Origin of the sequence: Pseudomonas sp. AK181, from assembly GCF_051122975.1 — a bacterium.
Classification (GTDB): Bacteria; Pseudomonadota; Gammaproteobacteria; order Pseudomonadales; family Pseudomonadaceae; genus Aquipseudomonas; species Aquipseudomonas lactis.
Map to the genome: position 1 here is coordinate 212,803 of NZ_CP146348.1, position 16,591 is coordinate 229,393.

A 16,591-nucleotide genomic window follows, 5' to 3' on the forward strand; every position below is an offset into this window, starting at 1 on the left:
GGGAAGCAGGCTACGATGCCTGGGGATATTTCGTACCGTCATCCGTGATGAAATCAGTATCCTTTGCAATCGGCGAAGCTCGCCCGTATCGTGCGGCGCTTGAGCAAAACCAGACACTTTTGAGGTTGCCACAATGAGTTTGACCGAAGCCCGTTTTCACGACCTGGTGGATACCACCCAGCAGGGGCTGGAAGATATTTTCGACGACAGCGGCCTGGACGTGGACCTGGAAAACTCGGCCGGTGTGCTGACCGTCAAGTTCGAGAGCGGCCAGCAACTGATCTTCAGCCGCCAGGAGCCGCTGCGTCAGCTGTGGCTGGCGGCGCGTTCCGGTGGCGTTCACTTCGATTACGACGAAGAAAGCGGCAAATGGCAGTGCGACAAGAGTGAAGAGTTGCTGGGTGAGATGCTCACCCGCCTGGTTCAGGAATACACCGGCGCGGAACTGGATTTCGACGAGATCTGATGGTGAGTGAACCCGTAGCCGTACGCCCGCCCAAGCCGCTGTTCAGCAATGTCAGCCCGGCGGTGCCGTCACCTTGTATCAGTTTGTGTCGCCTGGATGAGCAGAAAGTCTGCCTTGGCTGCTTCCGCCACGTGGAAGACATCCGGGAATGGCGCTCTGCCGACGATGCGCGGCGCCGGGTGATCTGCGCAGAGGCCGAGCAGCGCAAGGCGAGCACCTGACGGCGTCTTGTTTATTTGTGTCGCTGTGGTAGTGTCCCGATACACCTCCATTCATCGAGGTCCGTGAGAACCCCGCCTTTTCCTGGCGGGGTTTTGCTTTTTTGTGCAGAAAAAAGGAGTCTGCCTGAATCATGACCACCGCACCGTCCATCATTCTTACCCGTCTTGACGTGCAGCGTCTGGAGCAACTGATCGACCGCTTGGGCGACGACTCTCCCGGCGCCGAAGCATTGCAAGCCGAACTCGACCGCGCCGAAGACGTGGTTGGTCACGATGAAGTGCCTGCGGGTGTCGTGACCATGAACTCCAGTGTGCATTGCCGTGAGCAAAGCAGCGGCAAGGACTATCACCTGACGCTGGTCTACCCAAAGCACGCAAACGCCGACGAAGGCAAGATTTCGATCATGGCGCCGGTAGGCAGCGCGTTGCTCGGCCTGCAAGTGGGCCAGCACATCGACTGGCCGGCGCCAGGCGGCAAGACCCTGAAGCTGGAATTGCTCAGCGTCGAAGGCCAGCCCAAAGATGGCGGCGCCTTCCCGCTCTAAACCTGATTCAAGGCCGCATTGAGTGACTGTTCCAGTTCGGCTTTATAGCGCAGGTACAAATTGCTTGGGCTTTGCACATCACCGAGCAGCCCCGACAGATCCAGATCAGTGATATAGCAGCGGTAACGCTCGGTTTCCCGACGTTGCCCGACGATCTCCCGGGCGACCACCGCAAACAGCTGGTCGCCAAATTCCAGCTCGGAAAACTCCCGCTGATTGCAGTACAGGGTGATCCCCACGTGGCCTGGCGCGCCTTTGCCGATAATCGCCTGCACGTCATAAAACGCTTTGTTGGCAGGGTCTTGCGGGGCCGGCCGTGGCTCCACGCCCCGCGCACGGCCGCTGCCCGATGGCAACAGTTGGTAGTACAGGATCTGTACCTCGCCGGCGGGCTGCTGGGCGTCCAGGGACGATAGCGCTTCGCGGCGATACAGGATCGATTGCAAAAAACGCTGCAGCGGCGCCAGCAGGCTTTGCTCATCATGAAACGGCGAGCGCTGTTGCCAGAGCGCGTTGAATTCGTCGAGCACGTACACGTCGGCGAAGCCTTCATTGACCCGGTAGAACACCTGCACACACTCGGCCTGGCCCATGGGCAGCAGCAGCGCCAGGTCGTGGTCTTCCAAAGCCATGGCGTCCAGGTGCCACGGGCTGTAGCTGGCCAGCTCCTCGCTGAGGTAAGCGATCAGCGCGTCCTGGGTCGGCAGCGATACATGGGTGGCTTGGCCCGGTACCAGTTCCATGACGTGATAATGCTGCTGCACCTGAAGCAGGTAGCGATGGTTGCCCTGGCCGAGCAGCAGATGCTGCGCGGTGTCGAATACCTCTTCCACCCGCTGGGCAATGAACTGTGCCCGGTTGTGGCAGAAGCAACGCACTCGCAGGCGTGGCAGATGGTTCGATGGCAGTTGGTTGAGGTAGTCGCGCAGGCAGTCGAGCAGGGCGTGGGGGCCGTCATAGCGGCTGACCATCACCTCGTTCCAGCTGTTGAGCGTGACCTGGTCCAGGGTCAGCACCAGGTTGTCGCGCACGCCGGCATAACTCAGGGAGTCGGTGCGCTCGGTGGTCATCAGGATATTCAGGTCGCGATGATGCTTGAGCGGGTCAACCCCAACGTTGATCAGCAGCAGCACTTCTTCTGGCACTGCCGGGCGCAGCAAACGGCTCTCATCGACGCTGGCCAGGGGCAAGGCGATGGTCTGTTGCAGGCTGCCCAACAGGTTGAACAGCTCGAACTCGGTCATGTCGCTGGTGCCGGGGTGCAGCGCCAGGCGGGTGCTGCTGTCGATCACGCCGTTGCGATGGCACCAGGTGAGCATTTCCAGCAGGTCGCGGCTGCGTTTGATCGGCGCGAAGTGTTCCCATTCCAGGGCGGTAAGGTTGCCGTTATACAGGCCCCAATGGTGTTGGCCCGGCTCTTTGCGGTTGGGCGACTGCACCAGGGTCAGGGTGTCTTCGGCCAGGTCGGGGGCGATGCCGGGGTTGATGAACTCGACCTTGCCGGCCTTGCGCTCGAACGCCGCGTACAAGCGGCGGCCGAGTACATTGAGGTCGCGTTTATTGATCGGGCTGGCGGACTGTTCGCTGCGGGTGAACTGGGTGAGGAAGCGGTAGCTGTAGTTCAACTCATTGACCAGGGCGCGGCGCTCGGAGGCGACCTGGCGCACCTTCCATTGGCTGCGGCTGTCCAGCAGGGCCAGTTGCCGCGTGTCCCAACCCCATTCATGCGCCAGGCGCTCCAGCAACTGCCGTTGCCAACCGGCGGTGCGCTGGCCGGCGCTGAGCTTGCGGTTGACCTTCAGGTACAGGCTGCGGCGCACCAGTTCCAGGCGCTCCAGCTCGTTGCGGGCCTTGAGGTATTCCTCGATGCGGCGGTAGACCATGATGTACGGGTCCAGCTCATCCAGGTCTGCCTGATGGCTGAACACCGCCTGTTTGAAGCGCAGGCTCAGGCACTGCACCTTCGGGTGTTCGCTGGCGTAGACCTCGGTCAGCAGCAGCTTGAGCACCGACTTGTAGGGCGACTCGATGCCCTTGAACAGTTGCCACAGCCCGGCGCCAATAAACTCCCCCGGAGGAATATGAGCCAGATGGCCGAGGTCGAGGGTTTCATCGGCGCGGATAAAGCGCTTGGAAATCAGGGCGTGAGTAAACTCGGCGTAGCGGTTTTCTTCGTAGACCGGCACCAGCCACCAGATGGGCGTGCGCCCGGCCAGCCAGATCGCGGTGCGATAGAACTCATCCAACAGCAGGTAGTGCTGGGTGGTGCCGCAGTCGTCGGAGCTCAATTGTGTATCGCGATCACCCAACACAAAGCGCGTCGGGTCGATCAGGAAGAAATGCGCCTCGGCGCCCATGCCCAAGGCCCAGGTCTCCAGCAGTTGGCACTTTTTGCGCAGCTCGGCCAGCTCGGTCTCGCTCAAGTCGGGAGCGTGGCACACCCACACGTCCATATCGCTTTGATCGGCCTGGGCCAGCGTGCCCAGGCTGCCCATCAGGAACAAACCGTGGATCGGCGTAGGCGGATTGCCGTGGCGCGGTTTATAGGAGAACGAGCGGGTCAGACGCTGGGCATCGGCCAGGGCCTGGGCGTCCGGTTCAAAATTCGACAGCCCGGCCGGCGTGCTGCCGGAGACGTAACCTGGCAACAGCGGGTGATTGACGTGGAAAAACAGCGGCAACAAAGCCAGCACGCTTTGCTGGCGTGGCGTCAGCCCCTCGACGGCCCGGGCCATGCGGCCTTGATTGAGGCTCATGAAACGCGCGCGCAATTGGGTCAGCACCTTGCGGTCGATGCCTTCGTCCAGATCAGGGCGGATTTCATGGGTGCGGGTCATGTCGAACTCGTTGGCTCGCAGGGCCCGACGCGGGCGGCCATGCAGGAGTTTACAGACAGTAGCGTAGGAGTTTTAGAGGGAAGTGGCTTTTTGGCGTCAGAATTTTGTATGCCGCGCAGCAATGCCCGCGGAATCCGCAGGCGGCGGACTCCATGGGCGGTATCAGGTATCAGGCGGCTTCTTTGGTGTTGGCAGTGGTGAGGATGGTCAGCAGGGTTTGGGCTTGCTCGGCAGCGTCCCGGCCAAGGCTCGTCAGATAGCCCCCGTCCGGTTGGTCGATCAGCCCTTTGGCATGGAGGCGCTTTGCAGCGGCGACGGCAGTAGGGGCGGCAGTCTGATGGACTTTCAAGCCTTCCTTGGTGCTGTCCAAGGGGAAGAGTACAAGGATTTCCAGTTCGGCAACCAACTCAGGGGTATACGACATAAGGACTCCAGACTTTCTAAAATTTATTAGAGGCTAGCAGGCCATAAGGTGAACGCACTTTGCCGAACTGTCCAGCGTGTTACTACGTACCGGGGTTATTGCTTTTCCGGCGGCAGCTCGGGCAGTGCCCGCAATGCCGTTTCATACCACTCGGTATTGAAGGCGCGGTCCTCGTCCAGCATGGCGTCGATCTCGAAGGCCAGCACGTGGGCCATCAGATTCAGGATCTCTTCGCGCTCGTAACCCACCAGGGTCAGTTTATTGAACGTAGCCTTGGCCGCTGGCGGGTTATCGCTCTCGATCTGGTTCTCGATGGCTTCGATCAGCGTGTTTTCGGTGAATTCTTCTTCGTCGTTGTCGATATCGGTCGGCTCGCTCATGGCAGGCTCCTCAAGGAAAGGGCGCCAGTCTACCCCCATTCAGGTAAATGATGCTGCTGGTCAGGGTGGCCTTGAGGATCTATAACTCTTGCAGCCAACCCCGCACCCGGCCTGGAGGCTTTGCGATGCTCAAGCTTTACGGATTTTCGGTCAGCAACTACTACAACATGGTCAAGCTGGCGCTGTTGGAGAAAGGACTGCCCTTCGAAGAAGTGCCTTTTTACGCCGGGCAAACCCCCGAAGTCTTGGCGGTCAGCCCCCGCGGCAAAGTGCCGGTGCTGGGTGTGAAGCAGGGGTTCATCAACGAAACCAGCGTCATCCTCGAATACCTCGAGCAGACCCAGGAAGGCCCTGCGCTGCTGCCCGCCGACCCGTTTGCGCGGGCTCAGGTGCTGGCGCTGTGCCGTGAGATCGAGCTGTACATCGAACTGCCTGCGCGGGCGTGTTACGCCGAGGCTTTTTTCGGCATGACGGTGCCGGAGGCGATCAAGGAAAAGTCCAGGGCCGAGTTGCTGCTTGGGATCGGTACGTTAGGCCGGCACGGTCAGTTTGCGCCTTACGTGGCGGGGGAGAGCTTCACCCTCGCGGACCTGTATTTCATGTACAGCCTGAACCTGGCCTGCGGTGTGGGCGAGAAGGTGTTTGGGCTGGACCTGCTGGAGCCGATGCCGAAGGCGAAGGCGTTGTTGGCGCGCCTGAATGAGATGCCCAACGCGCAGAAGGTAGAGGCGGACAGGCAGGCGGCGATGCCGGCATTCATGGCGATGATTGCGGCCAAGAAATAAATCTTTGGCATCTGTAAGGACGCCATCGCGGGCAAGCCCGCTCCCACATTTTGATGTGTGAACCCAATCAAGTGTGGGAGCTGGCTTGCCTGCGATGCTTTTAGCGGCTGGCGAGCAATTGCTGGCCGCGCACGACCGCTGCCTTGACCTGTGCCGGCGCAGTGCCGCCCACATGGTTACGGGCGTTCACCGAGCCTTCCAGGGTCAGCACGGCAAACACATCCTGCTCGATCTGGTCGCTGAACTGGCGCAGTTCTTCCAGGCTCATTTCCGCCAGGTCCTTGCCGGTGTCCACACCGTACTTCACGGCGTGGCCAACGATTTCGTGGCAGTCGCGGAATGGCAGGCCACGGCGCACCAGGTAATCCGCGAGGTCGGTGGCGGTGGAAAAGCCACGCAGGGCCGCTTCACGCATGATCGCGTGCTTGGGCTTGATCGCCGGGATCATGTCGGCAAAGGCACGCAGCGAGTCGCGCAGGGTGTCGGCGGCGTCGAACAGCGGCTCTTTGTCTTCCTGGTTGTCCTTGTTGTAGGCCAGTGGTTGGCCTTTCATCAGGGTCAGCAGGCCCATCAGTGCGCCGAATACACGGCCACTCTTGCCACGCACCAGCTCTGGCACGTCGGGGTTTTTCTTTTGCGGCATGATCGAGCTGCCGGTGCAGAAGCGGTCCGGCAGGTCGATGAACTGGAATTGCGCGCTGGTCCAGAGCACCAGCTCTTCGGAGAAGCGCGACAGGTGCATCATCGCGATGCTGGCGGCGGCGCAGAATTCGATGGCGAAGTCACGGTCCGACACGCCGTCCAGTGAGTTGCCGCCCACGGCGTCAAAACCCAGCAGTTGTGCGGTGTACTCACGGTCGATCGGGTAGGTGGTGCCGGCCAGTGCCGCGCTGCCCAGCGGCATGCGGTTGGCGCGCTTGCGGCAATCGACCAGGCGCTCGTAGTCGCGGCTGAGCATTTCGAACCAGGCCAGCAGGTGGTGGCCGAAGGTCACGGGCTGTGCGGTCTGCAGGTGAGTGAAGCCGGGCATGATGGTGTCCGATTCGCGCTCGGCCTGCTCCAGCAAACCTTTTTGCAGGCGGGTGATTTCGCCCAGGATCAGGTCGATCTCATCGCGCAGCCACAGGCGGATATCGGTGGCGATCTGGTCGTTACGGCTACGGCCGGTGTGCAGTTTTTTGCCGGTCACGCCGATGCGATCGGTCAGGCGTGCCTCGATGTTCATGTGCACGTCTTCCAGGTCGACGCGCCAGTCGAACGTCCCTGCCTCGATCTCACCGCGGATGGTGGTCAGGCCGTCGATGATGCTGTCACGCTCGGCGTCGGTCAGCACGCCGACCTTGGCCAGCATCGTGGCGTGGGCGATGGAGCCCATGATGTCGTGGCGGTACAGGCGTTGATCGAAGGTGACGGAGGCGGTGAAGCGCGCGACGAAGGCGTCGACGGGTTCACTGAAGCGGCCGCCCCAGGACTGGTTGGTCTTGTCGGTGCTCATGGATTCGCTCGTGATCTGCTTAAAAGAGGCATGAAGGTGTGCCGGCGATCATAACAGGGTTGCCCGTGGAGGCGGTGCTGCGGGTGGTCGGCAATTTTATTTATGCGGGAGATGGCTAAGTGCCTTGCCGCCGACCGCATCCAGGACGAGACTGGAGGCAGGTACTTATTGAAACGATATTTGACGATTGAGCAATGTCGCCTCAGTGAGCGTCTACAGTTGGACTGATAGTGTGTGAATGCACCAAAGTCGGGTGATGCGGTCATAACCAGACTATCCATTAAACAGGGGGGTATTCGGATTGTTTATCAGTGAACCCTACGACGATGCCCGAAGGCAGCGGGTCTTGGGCGCTATTGAACAGGTCCGGGTAAATTTGGGTGCCACTCTCAGGGCACTTTTTGCCGCTCGCGCTAGTCTTAGCGTGGATCGCTGTGACGTCAGTCACCGCACCTGTCTACGCTATCCTTGTGCGAGACTCACGCAGGAATCCAGCGCAATATGAATGTCCTGATCGTTGATGACGAACCCCAAGCCCGCGAGCGACTGAGCCGTCTGGTCAGTGAACTCGAGGGTTATACAGTCCTTGAACCGAGTGCCACCAACGGCGAAGAGGCGTTGACGCTGATCGACAGCCACAAGCCGGATGTAGTGCTGCTCGATATCCGCATGCCGGGCTTCGACGGCCTGCAAGTCGCCGCCCGCTTGAGCGAACGCGAATCGCCGCCCGCCGTGGTGTTGTGTGCGGCGCAGGATGAGTTTTCTGCACAGACGCTGGAAGACAGCGGTGTCAGTTTTCTCGTCAAGCCGGCCACTGCCGAAGCCTTGCTCAAGGCCCTGAAAAAAGCTGAGCGCCCCAGCCGCGCCCAACTGGCAGCCTTGACGCAACCGGCTGCGCAAAGTGGTAATGGGCCACGCAGCCATATCAGCGCGCGTACCCGCAAGGGCATCGAGCTGATCCCACTTAGCCAGGTGGTCTACTTTATTGCCGATCACAAATACGTGACCTTGCGCCACGAGAGCGGTGAAGTATTGCTCGACGAGCCGCTCAAGGCCCTTGAAGACGAATTTGGCGAACGTTTCGTGCGCATTCATCGCAATGCGCTGGTCGCCCGTGAACGCATCGAGCGCCTGCAGCGCACGCCCCTGGGGCACTTTCAGCTATTCCTGAAGGGCCTCAATGGCGATGCCTTGATCGTCAGCCGACGCCATGTCGCCGGCGTGCGCAAGATGATGCAGCAGCTTTAGCCCAAGGGCTGCGGCGCGGTCTGCATTCCTTATCCCGGTGCGACGTGGCCAGGGAGGCCCCGCACTTGCTGATTCAAATCAAAGCGTATTTGCCTGAGCTGTTATTATCCGCCGTATCTATTCAGTACGGATTGATCCATGTCCTCTCGCGAAATCCGCATCGCCACCCGTAAAAGCGCCCTGGCCTTGTGGCAGGCCGAATACGTCAAAGCACGCCTTGAGCAGGCCCATCCCGGCCTCAAGGTATCCCTGGTGCCCATGGTCAGTCGCGGCGACAAGCTGCTGGACTCGCCGCTGTCGAAAATCGGCGGCAAGGGCCTGTTCGTCAAGGAGCTGGAAACCGCGCTGCTGGACAACGAAGCCGACATTGCCGTGCATTCGATGAAAGATGTGCCCATGGACTTCCCTGAAGGCCTGGGCCTTTTTTGTATCTGCGAGCGCGAAGACCCGCGCGACGCCTTTGTTTCCAACACCTTCGCATCCCTGGACGAATTGCCGCTGGGCAGTATCGTCGGCACCTCCAGCCTGCGTCGCCAGGCCCAGTTGCTGACGCGGCGTCCTGACCTGCAGATCCGCTTTTTGCGTGGCAACGTCAACACGCGCCTGGCCAAGCTGGATGCCGGCGAATACGACGCGATCATCCTCGCCGCTGCCGGCCTGATCCGCCTGGGTTTTGAAGACCGCATCACCTCGGCCATCAGCGTTGAGGACAGCTTGCCCGCTGGCGGGCAGGGCGCAGTCGGCATCGAATGTCGCACCGCCGACAGCGAAATTCACGCACTGCTAAAACCTCTCGATCACGCAGACACCGAAGTGCGTGTCACCGCCGAGCGTGCCTTGAACAAACACCTCAACGGTGGCTGCCAAGTGCCCATCGCCTGCTATGCCGTACTTGAGGGTGAGAACCTGTGGCTGCGTGGCCTGGTCGGTGATCCGGACGGCGGTAACCTGCTGACCGCCGAGGTGCGTGGGCCGCAACGTGATGCCACGGCCCTGGGGATTCAGGTCGCCGAGGAACTGTTGGAAAAAGGCGCGGGTGCCATTTTGCAGAAAGTCTATGGCGAGGCCGGCCCACAGTGACCGACTGGCGAGTGCTGCTGACGCGGCCTGCCGAGGAGTCGACGGCGCTGGCGGCAGTATTGGCCCAGGGCGGTATTCACAGCAGTTGCCTGCCTTTGCTGGAGACCGAAGCGTTGCCGGTGACCGCGGAGCAACGCGCGGTGTTCGCCGCGCTGCCACGCTATTGCGCTGTCATCGTGGTGAGCAAGCCGGCCGCGCGCTTGGCGTTGCAGCAGTTGGGGAGCAGTGTGCCGCCCATGCCCTGGTTCAGTGTCGGCGCGGCCACGGCCCAGATACTGGCTGATCATGGCCTCCAGGTTCACTATCCCCTCACGGGCGATAACAGCGAGGCCTTGCTTGAACTGCCTGCCTTGCGCGAGGCTATTGCACTGCCGGGCGCCCGGGTGTTGATCCTGCGTGGCGAAGGCGGGCGTGAGCTGCTGGCTGAGCGTTTGCGCGAGCAAGGTGCTAGTGTCGACTACTTGGAATTGTATCGGCGTTTTCTTCCGGTGTATGAGAAGGGCGCGTTGATGCAACGCATCCAGTTGGAACGCTTGAACGGCCTGGTGGTCAGCAGTGGGCAGGGTTTTTTACACTTGCACGCGTTGGCCGGCCCCGATTGGCCAGAGGTGGCACAGCTACCGTTGTTCGTGCCCAGCCCGCGTGTATATGAAGTGGCGCGGGCCGCGGGTGCAGAAAAAGTTGTGGATTGTCGCGGCGCGAGTGCCGCGGCTTTGTTAGTGGCGTTAGGGAGCTATCCCGTTCCCACTCTCTGATACGCAAAGGACGGATACGTGAGCGAAACAGCCTTGCCTAAAGATGAAGCTCAGCCCGCGCTTGATGCGCCGGTCGAGACACCGGTCAGCGCGCCACGCCGTGGCAATGGCCTGGCCATCGTCGCCTTGTTGCTGGGTGCTGCGGGCGTAGCCGCCGGCGGTTGGGGAATCTGGCAGGTCCGTGCCCTGCAAGCCAGCAGCCAGCACCAGTTGGGCCAGGTGCTGACCCTGGATGACCAGTCCCAGAGCCTCAAGCAAGGCCAGCAACAGTTGGCCGCCCGCCTGGCGCAGTTGCCGGGTGCGGATGAGCTGGAAGAACGCCGCCGCCTGGTCACTCAGTTGCAGGGTGATCAGCAGCGCCTCAACCAGCGTCTGGAAACCGTGCTGGGTGCCAGCCGCAAGGATTGGCGCCTGGCCGAAGCCGAGCATCTGATCCGTCTGGCCAGCTTGCGTTTGTCCGCCTTGCAAGATATCAACAGCGCTCAGTCGCTGGTCCAGGGTGCCGACGAAATTCTTCGCGAGCAGAGCGACCCAGGGTCTTTCGCCGCACGCGAGCAACTGGCCAAGAGCCTGGCCGCGCTGCGCAGCACCGAGCAGCCGGACCGTACCGGCCTGTACCTGCAACTGGCCGCCTTGCGTGACCAAGTGGTGCAGCTTGCAGCGATTGCCCCGGAGTATCAGCTCACCGAGCCTGCCTCCCAGGGGCGCCCCACCAGCGATACCCAGAACCAGTTGAGCCAATGGTGGGAGCAGATTTCCCGTTACTTCCGCATCGACTTCAACCCGGATGACAACATCCGCCCATTGTTGGCAGGCCAAGGTCTGAACCAAGTGCGGCTGGCCTTGAGCCTGGCGCTGGAGCAAGCCCAGTGGGCTGCGCTTAACGGCGAGGCGGCGGTGTACAGCCGCTCGCTGGGAGAAGCGCGCAGCGTGTTGCAGGACAACTTCAACCAGGACAACCCGCAGAGCAAGGCGATGCTGGCGCGTATTGCTGAGCTCGAGCCCAAGGCCGTGTCGGTGGTCACGCCTGACCTGGCCGCGAGCCTGGCCGCTGTGCAGGCGTACCTTGAACGTCGTCATCAGTCTGCCGACGAAGCCAAGGCCTCGGCTGGCAAGCCGGCGACCCAGGAGTAGAGCTGATGAAGCGTTTCTATGTGATCCTGGTGCTCGCCATTGCGGTTGCCCTGGCCTTGGGTGTGGGCATTTCGAAGCACACCGGCTACGTGCTGATTACCTATCCTCACCTGCTGCATTACGAATCAAGCCTGTGGGCGACATTGGTGGCGCTGTTCGCCATTGGCCTGGCGATTTACCTGATCCGTGTGTTGTGGAGCCTGGTCACCACATCCGGTGGCGTGGTCAACCCTTGGTCACGACGCAATCGCAGCCGTCGTGTGCAGATCGCTATCGAGCAAGGCCAGATGGACCTCGCCGAGGGCCGCTGGGCCAGCGCCGAACGCCACCTGCACCGCGCCGCTGAAGCAGAGCGTCAACCCCTGCTGTATTACATCGGTGCCGCCCGTGCGGCCAATGAACAGGGCCGTTATGAGGAATCCGACGGTTTGCTGGAGCGCGCGCTGGAGCGCCAGCCCCAGGCCGAACTGGCCATTGCACTGAGCCATGCGCAATTGCAGATGGATCGTGGCGATACGGAAGGTGCCCTGGTCACTCTTCAGGCGATGCATGAGCGTCATCCGCATAACGCGCAAGTGCTGCGACAGTTGCAACGCCTGCATCAGCAGCGTGGCGATTGGTCGTCGGTGATTCGCCTGCTGCCGGAACTGCGCAAGGACAAAGTCTTGCCCGCCAATGAGCTGGCTGAGCTGGAACGTCGCGCCTGGGGCGAGAACCTGAGCCTGGCGGCTCAGCGTGAAGAGCAAGGCGAGGCGGGGTTGCAGTCCCTGGAGCGCGCATGGGAGCAACTGACCGCTGCCCAGCGCCAACAGCCACAACTGGTATTGGCGTATGCCGACCAACTGCGTCGATTGGGTGCGGATGCCAAGGCCGAAGAAGTGCTGCGTGGTGCCCTTAAACGCGGTTATGACAGTCACCTGATTCGGTTGTATGGCCTGCTGCGCGGCAGTGATCCTGCGCGCCAATTGAAGTTTGCCGAAGGCTGGCTCAAGGACCATCCAGGCGATGCCAGCCTGTTGCTGACGCTGGGCCGTCTGTGCCTGCAAAACAGTCTGTGGGGCAAGGCGCGCGATTATCTGGAAAGCAGCCTGCAAGTACAGCGCAATCCCGAAGCCTGCGCCGAGTTGGCTCGCCTGCTGGCCCAATTGGGCGACACCGAGCGCAGCAACCAGCTGTTTCAGGAAGGCTTGGGCTTGCTCGACAATCGTCTGCTGTCCTCGCCGCTGCCGGTGCCTGCACGAGTTTGAAGTAGGAAAGGGTGAGTGGATTGGCTCGGACCGATCCTCCCCCCGATCCTTCAAACCCTGCAAACGCTCGGTTTAACTGGCCTTGTTGCTAATTCCTACTTGTTGTAACTGAATTTCCTCGGGCTCGTGGCGGGATGTCCTTATGTTTTCGAGGAAATGTCTGCTCTAGGGCGTATTGAAAGGGATCGGGCCTTTCCTCTACCGTAGCGACCTATCTCTTGCAGTGCGGATAAACAATGTCTTTGGCCCCTTTACGCTCTTTGTTTTTCCTGGCGTTCATGGCGGGTGCGCTGACGTTGGGCGCGTCTTTCTATCTTCAATACGGCGCGCTGCTACGACCCTGTTTTCTATGCCAGGTACAGCGCCTGTTCCTCGCGTCTTTTGCATTGATCAACTTGATTGCCGTGCTCCACAAGCCTGGGCGTTCCGGCCTTTGCCTTTACGGGCTGGCGAGCATGGGCTGTGCCTTGCTGGGCGCCATCACCGCAGGCCGGCAGGTGCTGTTGCAGAACAGGCCGACAAGTCAGGTGGGGGATTGCTGGCCCAGTCTGCAGCACATGCTTGAAAACCTGTCTGTCTGGCAGGCAATGCGCTCGGTGTTCAATGGCACTGTCGATTGTGTCGAAATCAACTGGACGCTGTTTGACCTGAGCCTGCCTGAGTGGAGCCTGTTGTTCTTCGTGGCGATGCTGATCCTGGGGCTCATGCAGGTGTCACGGTTGTTGTTCGGCAGGCATTTGCGCCTTGCAATGCCTTGAAAACGAGACTCAGGTTGTAGGAGCGGATTAAACACTTGTATGAACATTCTCTCCTGCGTACCTTGAAGCCATAGTCATGCGGGCATAATCTGGCCCGCACGCGTTATCCAAACCGCTTGTCAGACGCGGCCTTGTCCGTCTGCTGCTTCATCCTTGAAGTGTTGCGCAGGTACAGAGCTGCGGCGCCCCAATAGGGAAGAGAGATCATCATGTTGGAAAGTTGTCAGAATGCTCAGGAACGCTGGGGTGGGGTGCATAAGCTGATCGACAGCTGGTTGAAGGCACGTCACGAACTGGTTCGGGCCTTTGATGCTCTCGGCGCCAAGCCCGAAGCGTTGGCCGAGAATCGCGAGACATTGCAAGATTTCTGCGGTGTGCTGGTGGACTACGTGTCTGCCGGACATTTCGGCGTCTATGAGCAACTGACCAAAGAGGCGGAAGCCTTCGATGATCAGCGTGGCCTGGAGTTGGCCGAGACGATTTACCCGCGCATCGATGTGATTACTGAAAAGCTGTTGGCGTTCACCGACCTGTGTGATGCCGGGAAATGTGTTGCGGAAAAATTCAAAGAGTTGGGTGCGCTGTTGCATGAGCGTTTCGAGCTGGAAGATTGCTTGATCGAAGTGCTGCACAACGCTCACAAAGAAGAACCCGCCACCCAGGCTTGAACCTGATGGCGAGATAAAAAACGGTGCGCATGTCGCACCGTTTTTTTATGGGTCAGTGGCGAGTGCCGAGCAGTTCGATTTCGAACACCAGCGGCGTATAGGGTGGGATCAACTCACCTGCGCCGTCTGCGCCATAGGCCTGGGCTGAAGGAATCACCAGGCGCCATTTCGCACCCACCGGCATCTGTTGCAATGCACTGCTCCAACCGCTGATCACGCTGTTGAGGCGAAACCATTGCGGTTGCGTACTTTTGTCGAAGACAGTCCCATCAGGCAGTCGGCCTACGTATTTCACCTGCACTTCATCGCTGGCCAACGGCTTGTTGCCAGTGCCCGGTGCCAGCTCGGTGAGTAGGATCCCATCGGCTAACTGACGAACGCCGACGGCGGCTTTTTCCCTTGAGAGAAATTGCTGCTCGGCAGCGAGTGCTTTTTCGCTTTGCGGCAGTTGGGCGTCGGCGGCGTTCTGCGCTTCGTGCTGCGCGAGGATCTGTTCGATGCGCGCGTTATCCAGCGCCAGTGGCTTGCCTTGGTAGGCTTGTTTGAGCCCGTCGAGCAGGGCCTGTATCTGCAGGTCGGGGACTTCCTGGCGCAACCGTTCGCCAAGGCTTGCGCCCAGGCTATAGGCAAGGTCGTGCGGGGCTACGGCGGTGGTGTTTGACGAGGGCTGCTCGCTTGCATCGGCCACGCAGATCGCCAAGCCGAACACTAGAAAAAGGTAACGCGACATGGGCATTCTCCCGGCGAAAGTGCGACGGATTATGCCAGTGCGAGTGCGTAAAAAGTGGCGCGGTTTTCCGTTATATCGATAAGAATTTTCGCACGGTGCAACGCAAGGCAAAGGATACTGTCAACATGCCCTAGCGGCGGTAAGAGCAGAGGGCTAGTATGAGCCGCACCCACGTCAGCCAGGAGGTAAACCATGTCGGCCAAACAGAAGCCTGTAAATACCCCGTTGCACTTGCTCCAACAACTTTCGGGCAGCCTGCTCGAACATCTGGAAAGCGCGTGCTCCCAAGCCTTGGCTGATGCAGAAAAACTGCTCGCCAAACTGGAAAAGCAACGCGGTAAAGCGCAAGAAAAACTGCACAAGTCCCGTACCAAACTGCAAGACGCCGCCACTGCCGGCAAGTCCAAGGCACAAGCCAAAGCCAAAGGCGCGGTCAAAGAACTTGAAGAGCTGCTGGATGCTCTCAAGGATCGCCAAGCCGAAACCCGCAGCTACATTTCCCAACTCAAAAAAGACGCTCAAGAAAGCCTGAAACTGGCCCAGGGCGTTGGCCGTGTGAAGGAAGCCGTAGCTAAAGCATTGGGTGCTCGTACGCCTGCAAAAGTAGCCGCCAAGCCAACTGCTAAAACGGCTGCCGCCAAACCAGCTGCAAAGCCAGTCGCTAAAACTGCTGCTGCCAAACCAGCCGCGAAGCCAGCTGCTAAAACTGCTGCCGCCAAACCAGCCGCGAAGCCAGCTGCTAAAACTGCTGCTGCCAAACCAGCCGCGAAACCAGCTGCTAGAACTGCTGCTGCCAAACCAGCCGCGAAGCCAGCTGCTAGAACTGCTGCTGCCAAACCAGCCGCGAAGCCAGCTGCTAAAACTGCTGCTGCCAAACCAGCTGCCAAGCCAGTCGCTAAAACCGCTGCTGCCAAGCCAGCTGCCAAAACTGCTGCTGCCAAGCCAGCCGCGAAGCCAGTTGCTAAAACTGCTGCTGCCAAACCAGCTGCCAAGCCAGTCGCAAAAACTGCTGCTGCCAAACCAGCCGCGAAGCCAGCCGCTAAAACTGCTGCCGCCAAACCAGCTGCGAAGCCAGTCGCAAAAACTGCTGCTGCCAAACCAGCCGCGAAGCCAGCCGCTAAACCTGCTGCTGCCAAACCAGCCGCAAAGCCAGCCGCTAAACCTGCTGCCGCAAAACCGGCCGCGAAGCCAGCTGCCAAGCCAGCGCCCGCCAAGCCAGCCACTCCAGCAGCCGCCACTGCCACCCCGGCAGCAGCCACCGCTCCAACTGCATCGGCCAGCAGCACTCCTGCACCGGTAGCGCCAAGCACCACCCCAACCAGCGCTTCCTAAGTGTTGGTGGCCATGACGCGCAATTGCAGCAGCGCGTCGTGGTCAAGGTTGGCGACTTCGGTCGCCAGGCCTTCACGCCATTCTTGCTGACCCGGCACCTCATTGATCGGCCATGTCTGCGCCAGCGCTTCCAAGCGCGCCAGCAGCGTTCTTTCGGCCTCCAACTCCAGTGTCTTGACCTGCTCGCGTAGCGATGCCAATTGCGTATCCTGCTGGGCCAAGGCGCGCCATTGCACCCGCATTTGTCGCAACGGTTCGACAACCTGCACCCGCCACGGCTGAGCGATCTGTTGCAGCGCCTGAACCCGTTCGGGCTTGTACGCCACACCTCGTTGCTCCAGCCAAGCACCACACAACAACAGGCACACGTCTGCCCCTTGCTCCTGCAAGCGCAGGCACGCGGCCTCCACGCCCGGGCGGGCATAGGTCGAAAGGGCAAAGCTCCACAGGTCAGCGCACATATTCACACCCAAGCCAGCGGCCAAC

At 60.6% G+C, this 16,591-nt stretch carries 18 protein-coding genes; 12 read left to right on the forward strand and 6 right to left on the reverse strand.

Annotation, left to right across the window (positions count from 1 at the left end; genetic code table 11):
- Window positions 1-133 precede the first annotated feature (133 nt).
- The 3 genes from cyaY (at window position 134) to rnk (ending at window position 1,232) form a co-directional block, all read left to right on the forward strand.
- Window positions 134-466 carry an iron donor protein CyaY gene (cyaY, locus tag V8689_RS00940; RefSeq protein WP_056790990.1) on the forward strand — a complete coding sequence of 111 codons (333 nt, stop codon included), beginning with the start codon at window positions 134-136 and terminating at the stop codon, window positions 464-466.
- Window positions 466-687 (forward strand): DUF1289 domain-containing protein, encoded by a 222-nt coding sequence (locus V8689_RS00945; RefSeq protein ID WP_189661136.1) that lies wholly within the window; start codon window positions 466-468, stop codon window positions 685-687. The genes cyaY and V8689_RS00945 overlap by 1 nt, the downstream gene beginning before the upstream one ends.
- A 131-nt stretch (window positions 688-818) precedes the next feature.
- Window positions 819-1,232 (forward strand): nucleoside diphosphate kinase regulator, encoded by a 414-nt coding sequence (gene rnk, locus V8689_RS00950; protein ID WP_056790992.1) that lies wholly within the window; start codon window positions 819-821, stop codon window positions 1,230-1,232.
- On the opposite strand, the gene V8689_RS00955 is transcribed toward rnk, so the two are convergent.
- From V8689_RS00955 to V8689_RS00965, 3 genes are all read right to left on the reverse strand, one after another.
- Window positions 1,229-4,069 carry a class I adenylate cyclase gene (locus V8689_RS00955; protein ID WP_056790995.1) on the reverse strand — a complete coding sequence of 947 codons (2,841 nt, stop codon included), beginning with the start codon at window positions 4,067-4,069 and terminating at the stop codon, window positions 1,229-1,231. The two genes, rnk and V8689_RS00955, sit on opposite strands and share 4 nt — an antisense overlap.
- A gap of 169 nt (window positions 4,070-4,238) precedes the next feature.
- Window positions 4,239-4,493, reverse strand: coding sequence for a TIGR02647 family protein (locus V8689_RS00960; RefSeq protein WP_056790998.1), 255 nt, complete (start codon window positions 4,491-4,493; stop codon window positions 4,239-4,241).
- Between the two features lie 95 nt (window positions 4,494-4,588).
- Complete coding sequence (locus V8689_RS00965; protein WP_056791001.1) at window positions 4,589-4,873, reverse strand: hypothetical protein; 285 nt, start codon at window positions 4,871-4,873, stop codon at window positions 4,589-4,591.
- Between the two features lie 125 nt (window positions 4,874-4,998).
- Between V8689_RS00965 and V8689_RS00970 the strand changes: the two genes are divergently transcribed.
- On the forward strand, window positions 4,999-5,658 hold the full coding sequence (locus V8689_RS00970; RefSeq protein WP_056791004.1) for a glutathione S-transferase family protein: 660 nt from the start codon (window positions 4,999-5,001) through the stop codon (window positions 5,656-5,658).
- A gap of 100 nt (window positions 5,659-5,758) precedes the next feature.
- Here the strand turns inward: V8689_RS00970 and argH are convergent, their stop codons facing one another.
- Entirely contained in the window at window positions 5,759-7,153 is a 1,395-nt protein-coding gene (gene argH, locus V8689_RS00975; protein ID WP_056791007.1) for an argininosuccinate lyase, read from the reverse strand.
- Between the two features lie 501 nt (window positions 7,154-7,654).
- Between argH and V8689_RS00980 the strand changes: the two genes are divergently transcribed.
- The 7 genes from V8689_RS00980 to V8689_RS01010 all read left to right on the forward strand — a co-directional run bounded on the left by V8689_RS00980 (window position 7,655) and on the right by V8689_RS01010 (window position 14,043).
- On the forward strand, window positions 7,655-8,401 hold the full coding sequence (locus V8689_RS00980) for a LytR/AlgR family response regulator transcription factor (protein WP_056791010.1): 747 nt from the start codon (window positions 7,655-7,657) through the stop codon (window positions 8,399-8,401).
- 138 nt (window positions 8,402-8,539) lie between these two features.
- Window positions 8,540-9,481, forward strand: a complete 942-nt coding sequence (gene hemC, locus V8689_RS00985; protein WP_060766321.1) for a hydroxymethylbilane synthase — start codon at window positions 8,540-8,542, stop codon at window positions 9,479-9,481.
- A complete protein-coding gene (locus tag V8689_RS00990) occupies window positions 9,478-10,236 on the forward strand; it encodes a uroporphyrinogen-III synthase (RefSeq protein ID WP_056791014.1) in 759 nt (252 codons plus the stop codon). The genes hemC and V8689_RS00990 overlap by 4 nt, the downstream gene beginning before the upstream one ends.
- An 18-nt stretch (window positions 10,237-10,254) precedes the next feature.
- The gene (locus V8689_RS00995) at window positions 10,255-11,370 is read left to right on the forward strand and encodes a uroporphyrinogen-III C-methyltransferase (protein WP_056791017.1); all 1,116 of its coding nucleotides are present in this window, start codon (window positions 10,255-10,257) and stop codon (window positions 11,368-11,370) included.
- 5 nt (window positions 11,371-11,375) lie between these two features.
- On the forward strand, window positions 11,376-12,617 hold the full coding sequence (locus V8689_RS01000) for a heme biosynthesis protein HemY (RefSeq protein WP_032894573.1): 1,242 nt from the start codon (window positions 11,376-11,378) through the stop codon (window positions 12,615-12,617).
- Window positions 12,618-12,853: 236 nt separating this feature from the next.
- Window positions 12,854-13,375, forward strand: a complete 522-nt coding sequence (locus V8689_RS01005) for a disulfide bond formation protein B (protein WP_056791020.1) — start codon at window positions 12,854-12,856, stop codon at window positions 13,373-13,375.
- A gap of 209 nt (window positions 13,376-13,584) precedes the next feature.
- On the forward strand, window positions 13,585-14,043 hold the full coding sequence (locus V8689_RS01010; RefSeq protein WP_032894575.1) for an Rsd/AlgQ family anti-sigma factor: 459 nt from the start codon (window positions 13,585-13,587) through the stop codon (window positions 14,041-14,043).
- A 52-nt stretch (window positions 14,044-14,095) separates the two neighbouring features.
- Here the strand turns inward: V8689_RS01010 and V8689_RS01015 are convergent, their stop codons facing one another.
- The gene (locus tag V8689_RS01015) at window positions 14,096-14,773 is read right to left on the reverse strand and encodes an FKBP-type peptidyl-prolyl cis-trans isomerase (RefSeq protein WP_056791023.1); all 678 of its coding nucleotides are present in this window, start codon (window positions 14,771-14,773) and stop codon (window positions 14,096-14,098) included.
- 192 nt (window positions 14,774-14,965) lie between these two features.
- Between V8689_RS01015 and V8689_RS01020 the strand changes: the two genes are divergently transcribed.
- Window positions 14,966-16,105 carry an AlgP family protein gene (locus V8689_RS01020; protein WP_082587752.1) on the forward strand — a complete coding sequence of 380 codons (1,140 nt, stop codon included), beginning with the start codon at window positions 14,966-14,968 and terminating at the stop codon, window positions 16,103-16,105.
- Here the strand turns inward: V8689_RS01020 and V8689_RS01025 are convergent.
- A complete protein-coding gene (locus V8689_RS01025; protein ID WP_056791029.1) occupies window positions 16,102-16,566 on the reverse strand; it encodes a TIGR02444 family protein in 465 nt (154 codons plus the stop codon). The genes V8689_RS01020 and V8689_RS01025 overlap by 4 nt on opposite strands.
- Between the last annotated feature and the right edge of the window lie 25 nt (window positions 16,567-16,591).

Coding starts and splice junctions, on each gene's coding strand:
- V8689_RS00965 (WP_056791001.1), bottom strand. CDS start 4,873: ATGAGCGAGCCGACCGATATCGACAACGACGAAGAAGAATTCACCGAA.
- hemC (WP_060766321.1), top strand. CDS start 8,540: ATGTCCTCTCGCGAAATCCGCATCGCCACCCGTAAAAGCGCCCTGGCC.
- V8689_RS01015 (WP_056791023.1), bottom strand. CDS start 14,773: ATGTCGCGTTACCTTTTTCTAGTGTTCGGCTTGGCGATCTGCGTGGCC.
- V8689_RS00945 (WP_189661136.1), top strand. CDS start 466: ATGGTGAGTGAACCCGTAGCCGTACGCCCGCCCAAGCCGCTGTTCAGC.
- V8689_RS01020 (WP_082587752.1), top strand. CDS start 14,966: ATGTCGGCCAAACAGAAGCCTGTAAATACCCCGTTGCACTTGCTCCAA.
- V8689_RS01025 (WP_056791029.1), bottom strand. CDS start 16,566: ATGTGCGCTGACCTGTGGAGCTTTGCCCTTTCGACCTATGCCCGCCCG.
- argH (WP_056791007.1), bottom strand. CDS start 7,153: ATGAGCACCGACAAGACCAACCAGTCCTGGGGCGGCCGCTTCAGTGAA.
- V8689_RS00955 (WP_056790995.1), bottom strand. CDS start 4,069: ATGACCCGCACCCATGAAATCCGCCCTGATCTGGACGAAGGCATCGAC.
- V8689_RS00970 (WP_056791004.1), top strand. CDS start 4,999: ATGCTCAAGCTTTACGGATTTTCGGTCAGCAACTACTACAACATGGTC.
- cyaY (WP_056790990.1), top strand. CDS start 134: ATGAGTTTGACCGAAGCCCGTTTTCACGACCTGGTGGATACCACCCAG.
- V8689_RS01000 (WP_032894573.1), top strand. CDS start 11,376: ATGAAGCGTTTCTATGTGATCCTGGTGCTCGCCATTGCGGTTGCCCTG.
- V8689_RS00980 (WP_056791010.1), top strand. CDS start 7,655: ATGAATGTCCTGATCGTTGATGACGAACCCCAAGCCCGCGAGCGACTG.
- V8689_RS01005 (WP_056791020.1), top strand. CDS start 12,854: ATGTCTTTGGCCCCTTTACGCTCTTTGTTTTTCCTGGCGTTCATGGCG.
- rnk (WP_056790992.1), top strand. CDS start 819: ATGACCACCGCACCGTCCATCATTCTTACCCGTCTTGACGTGCAGCGT.
- V8689_RS00960 (WP_056790998.1), bottom strand. CDS start 4,493: ATGTCGTATACCCCTGAGTTGGTTGCCGAACTGGAAATCCTTGTACTC.
- V8689_RS01010 (WP_032894575.1), top strand. CDS start 13,585: ATGTTGGAAAGTTGTCAGAATGCTCAGGAACGCTGGGGTGGGGTGCAT.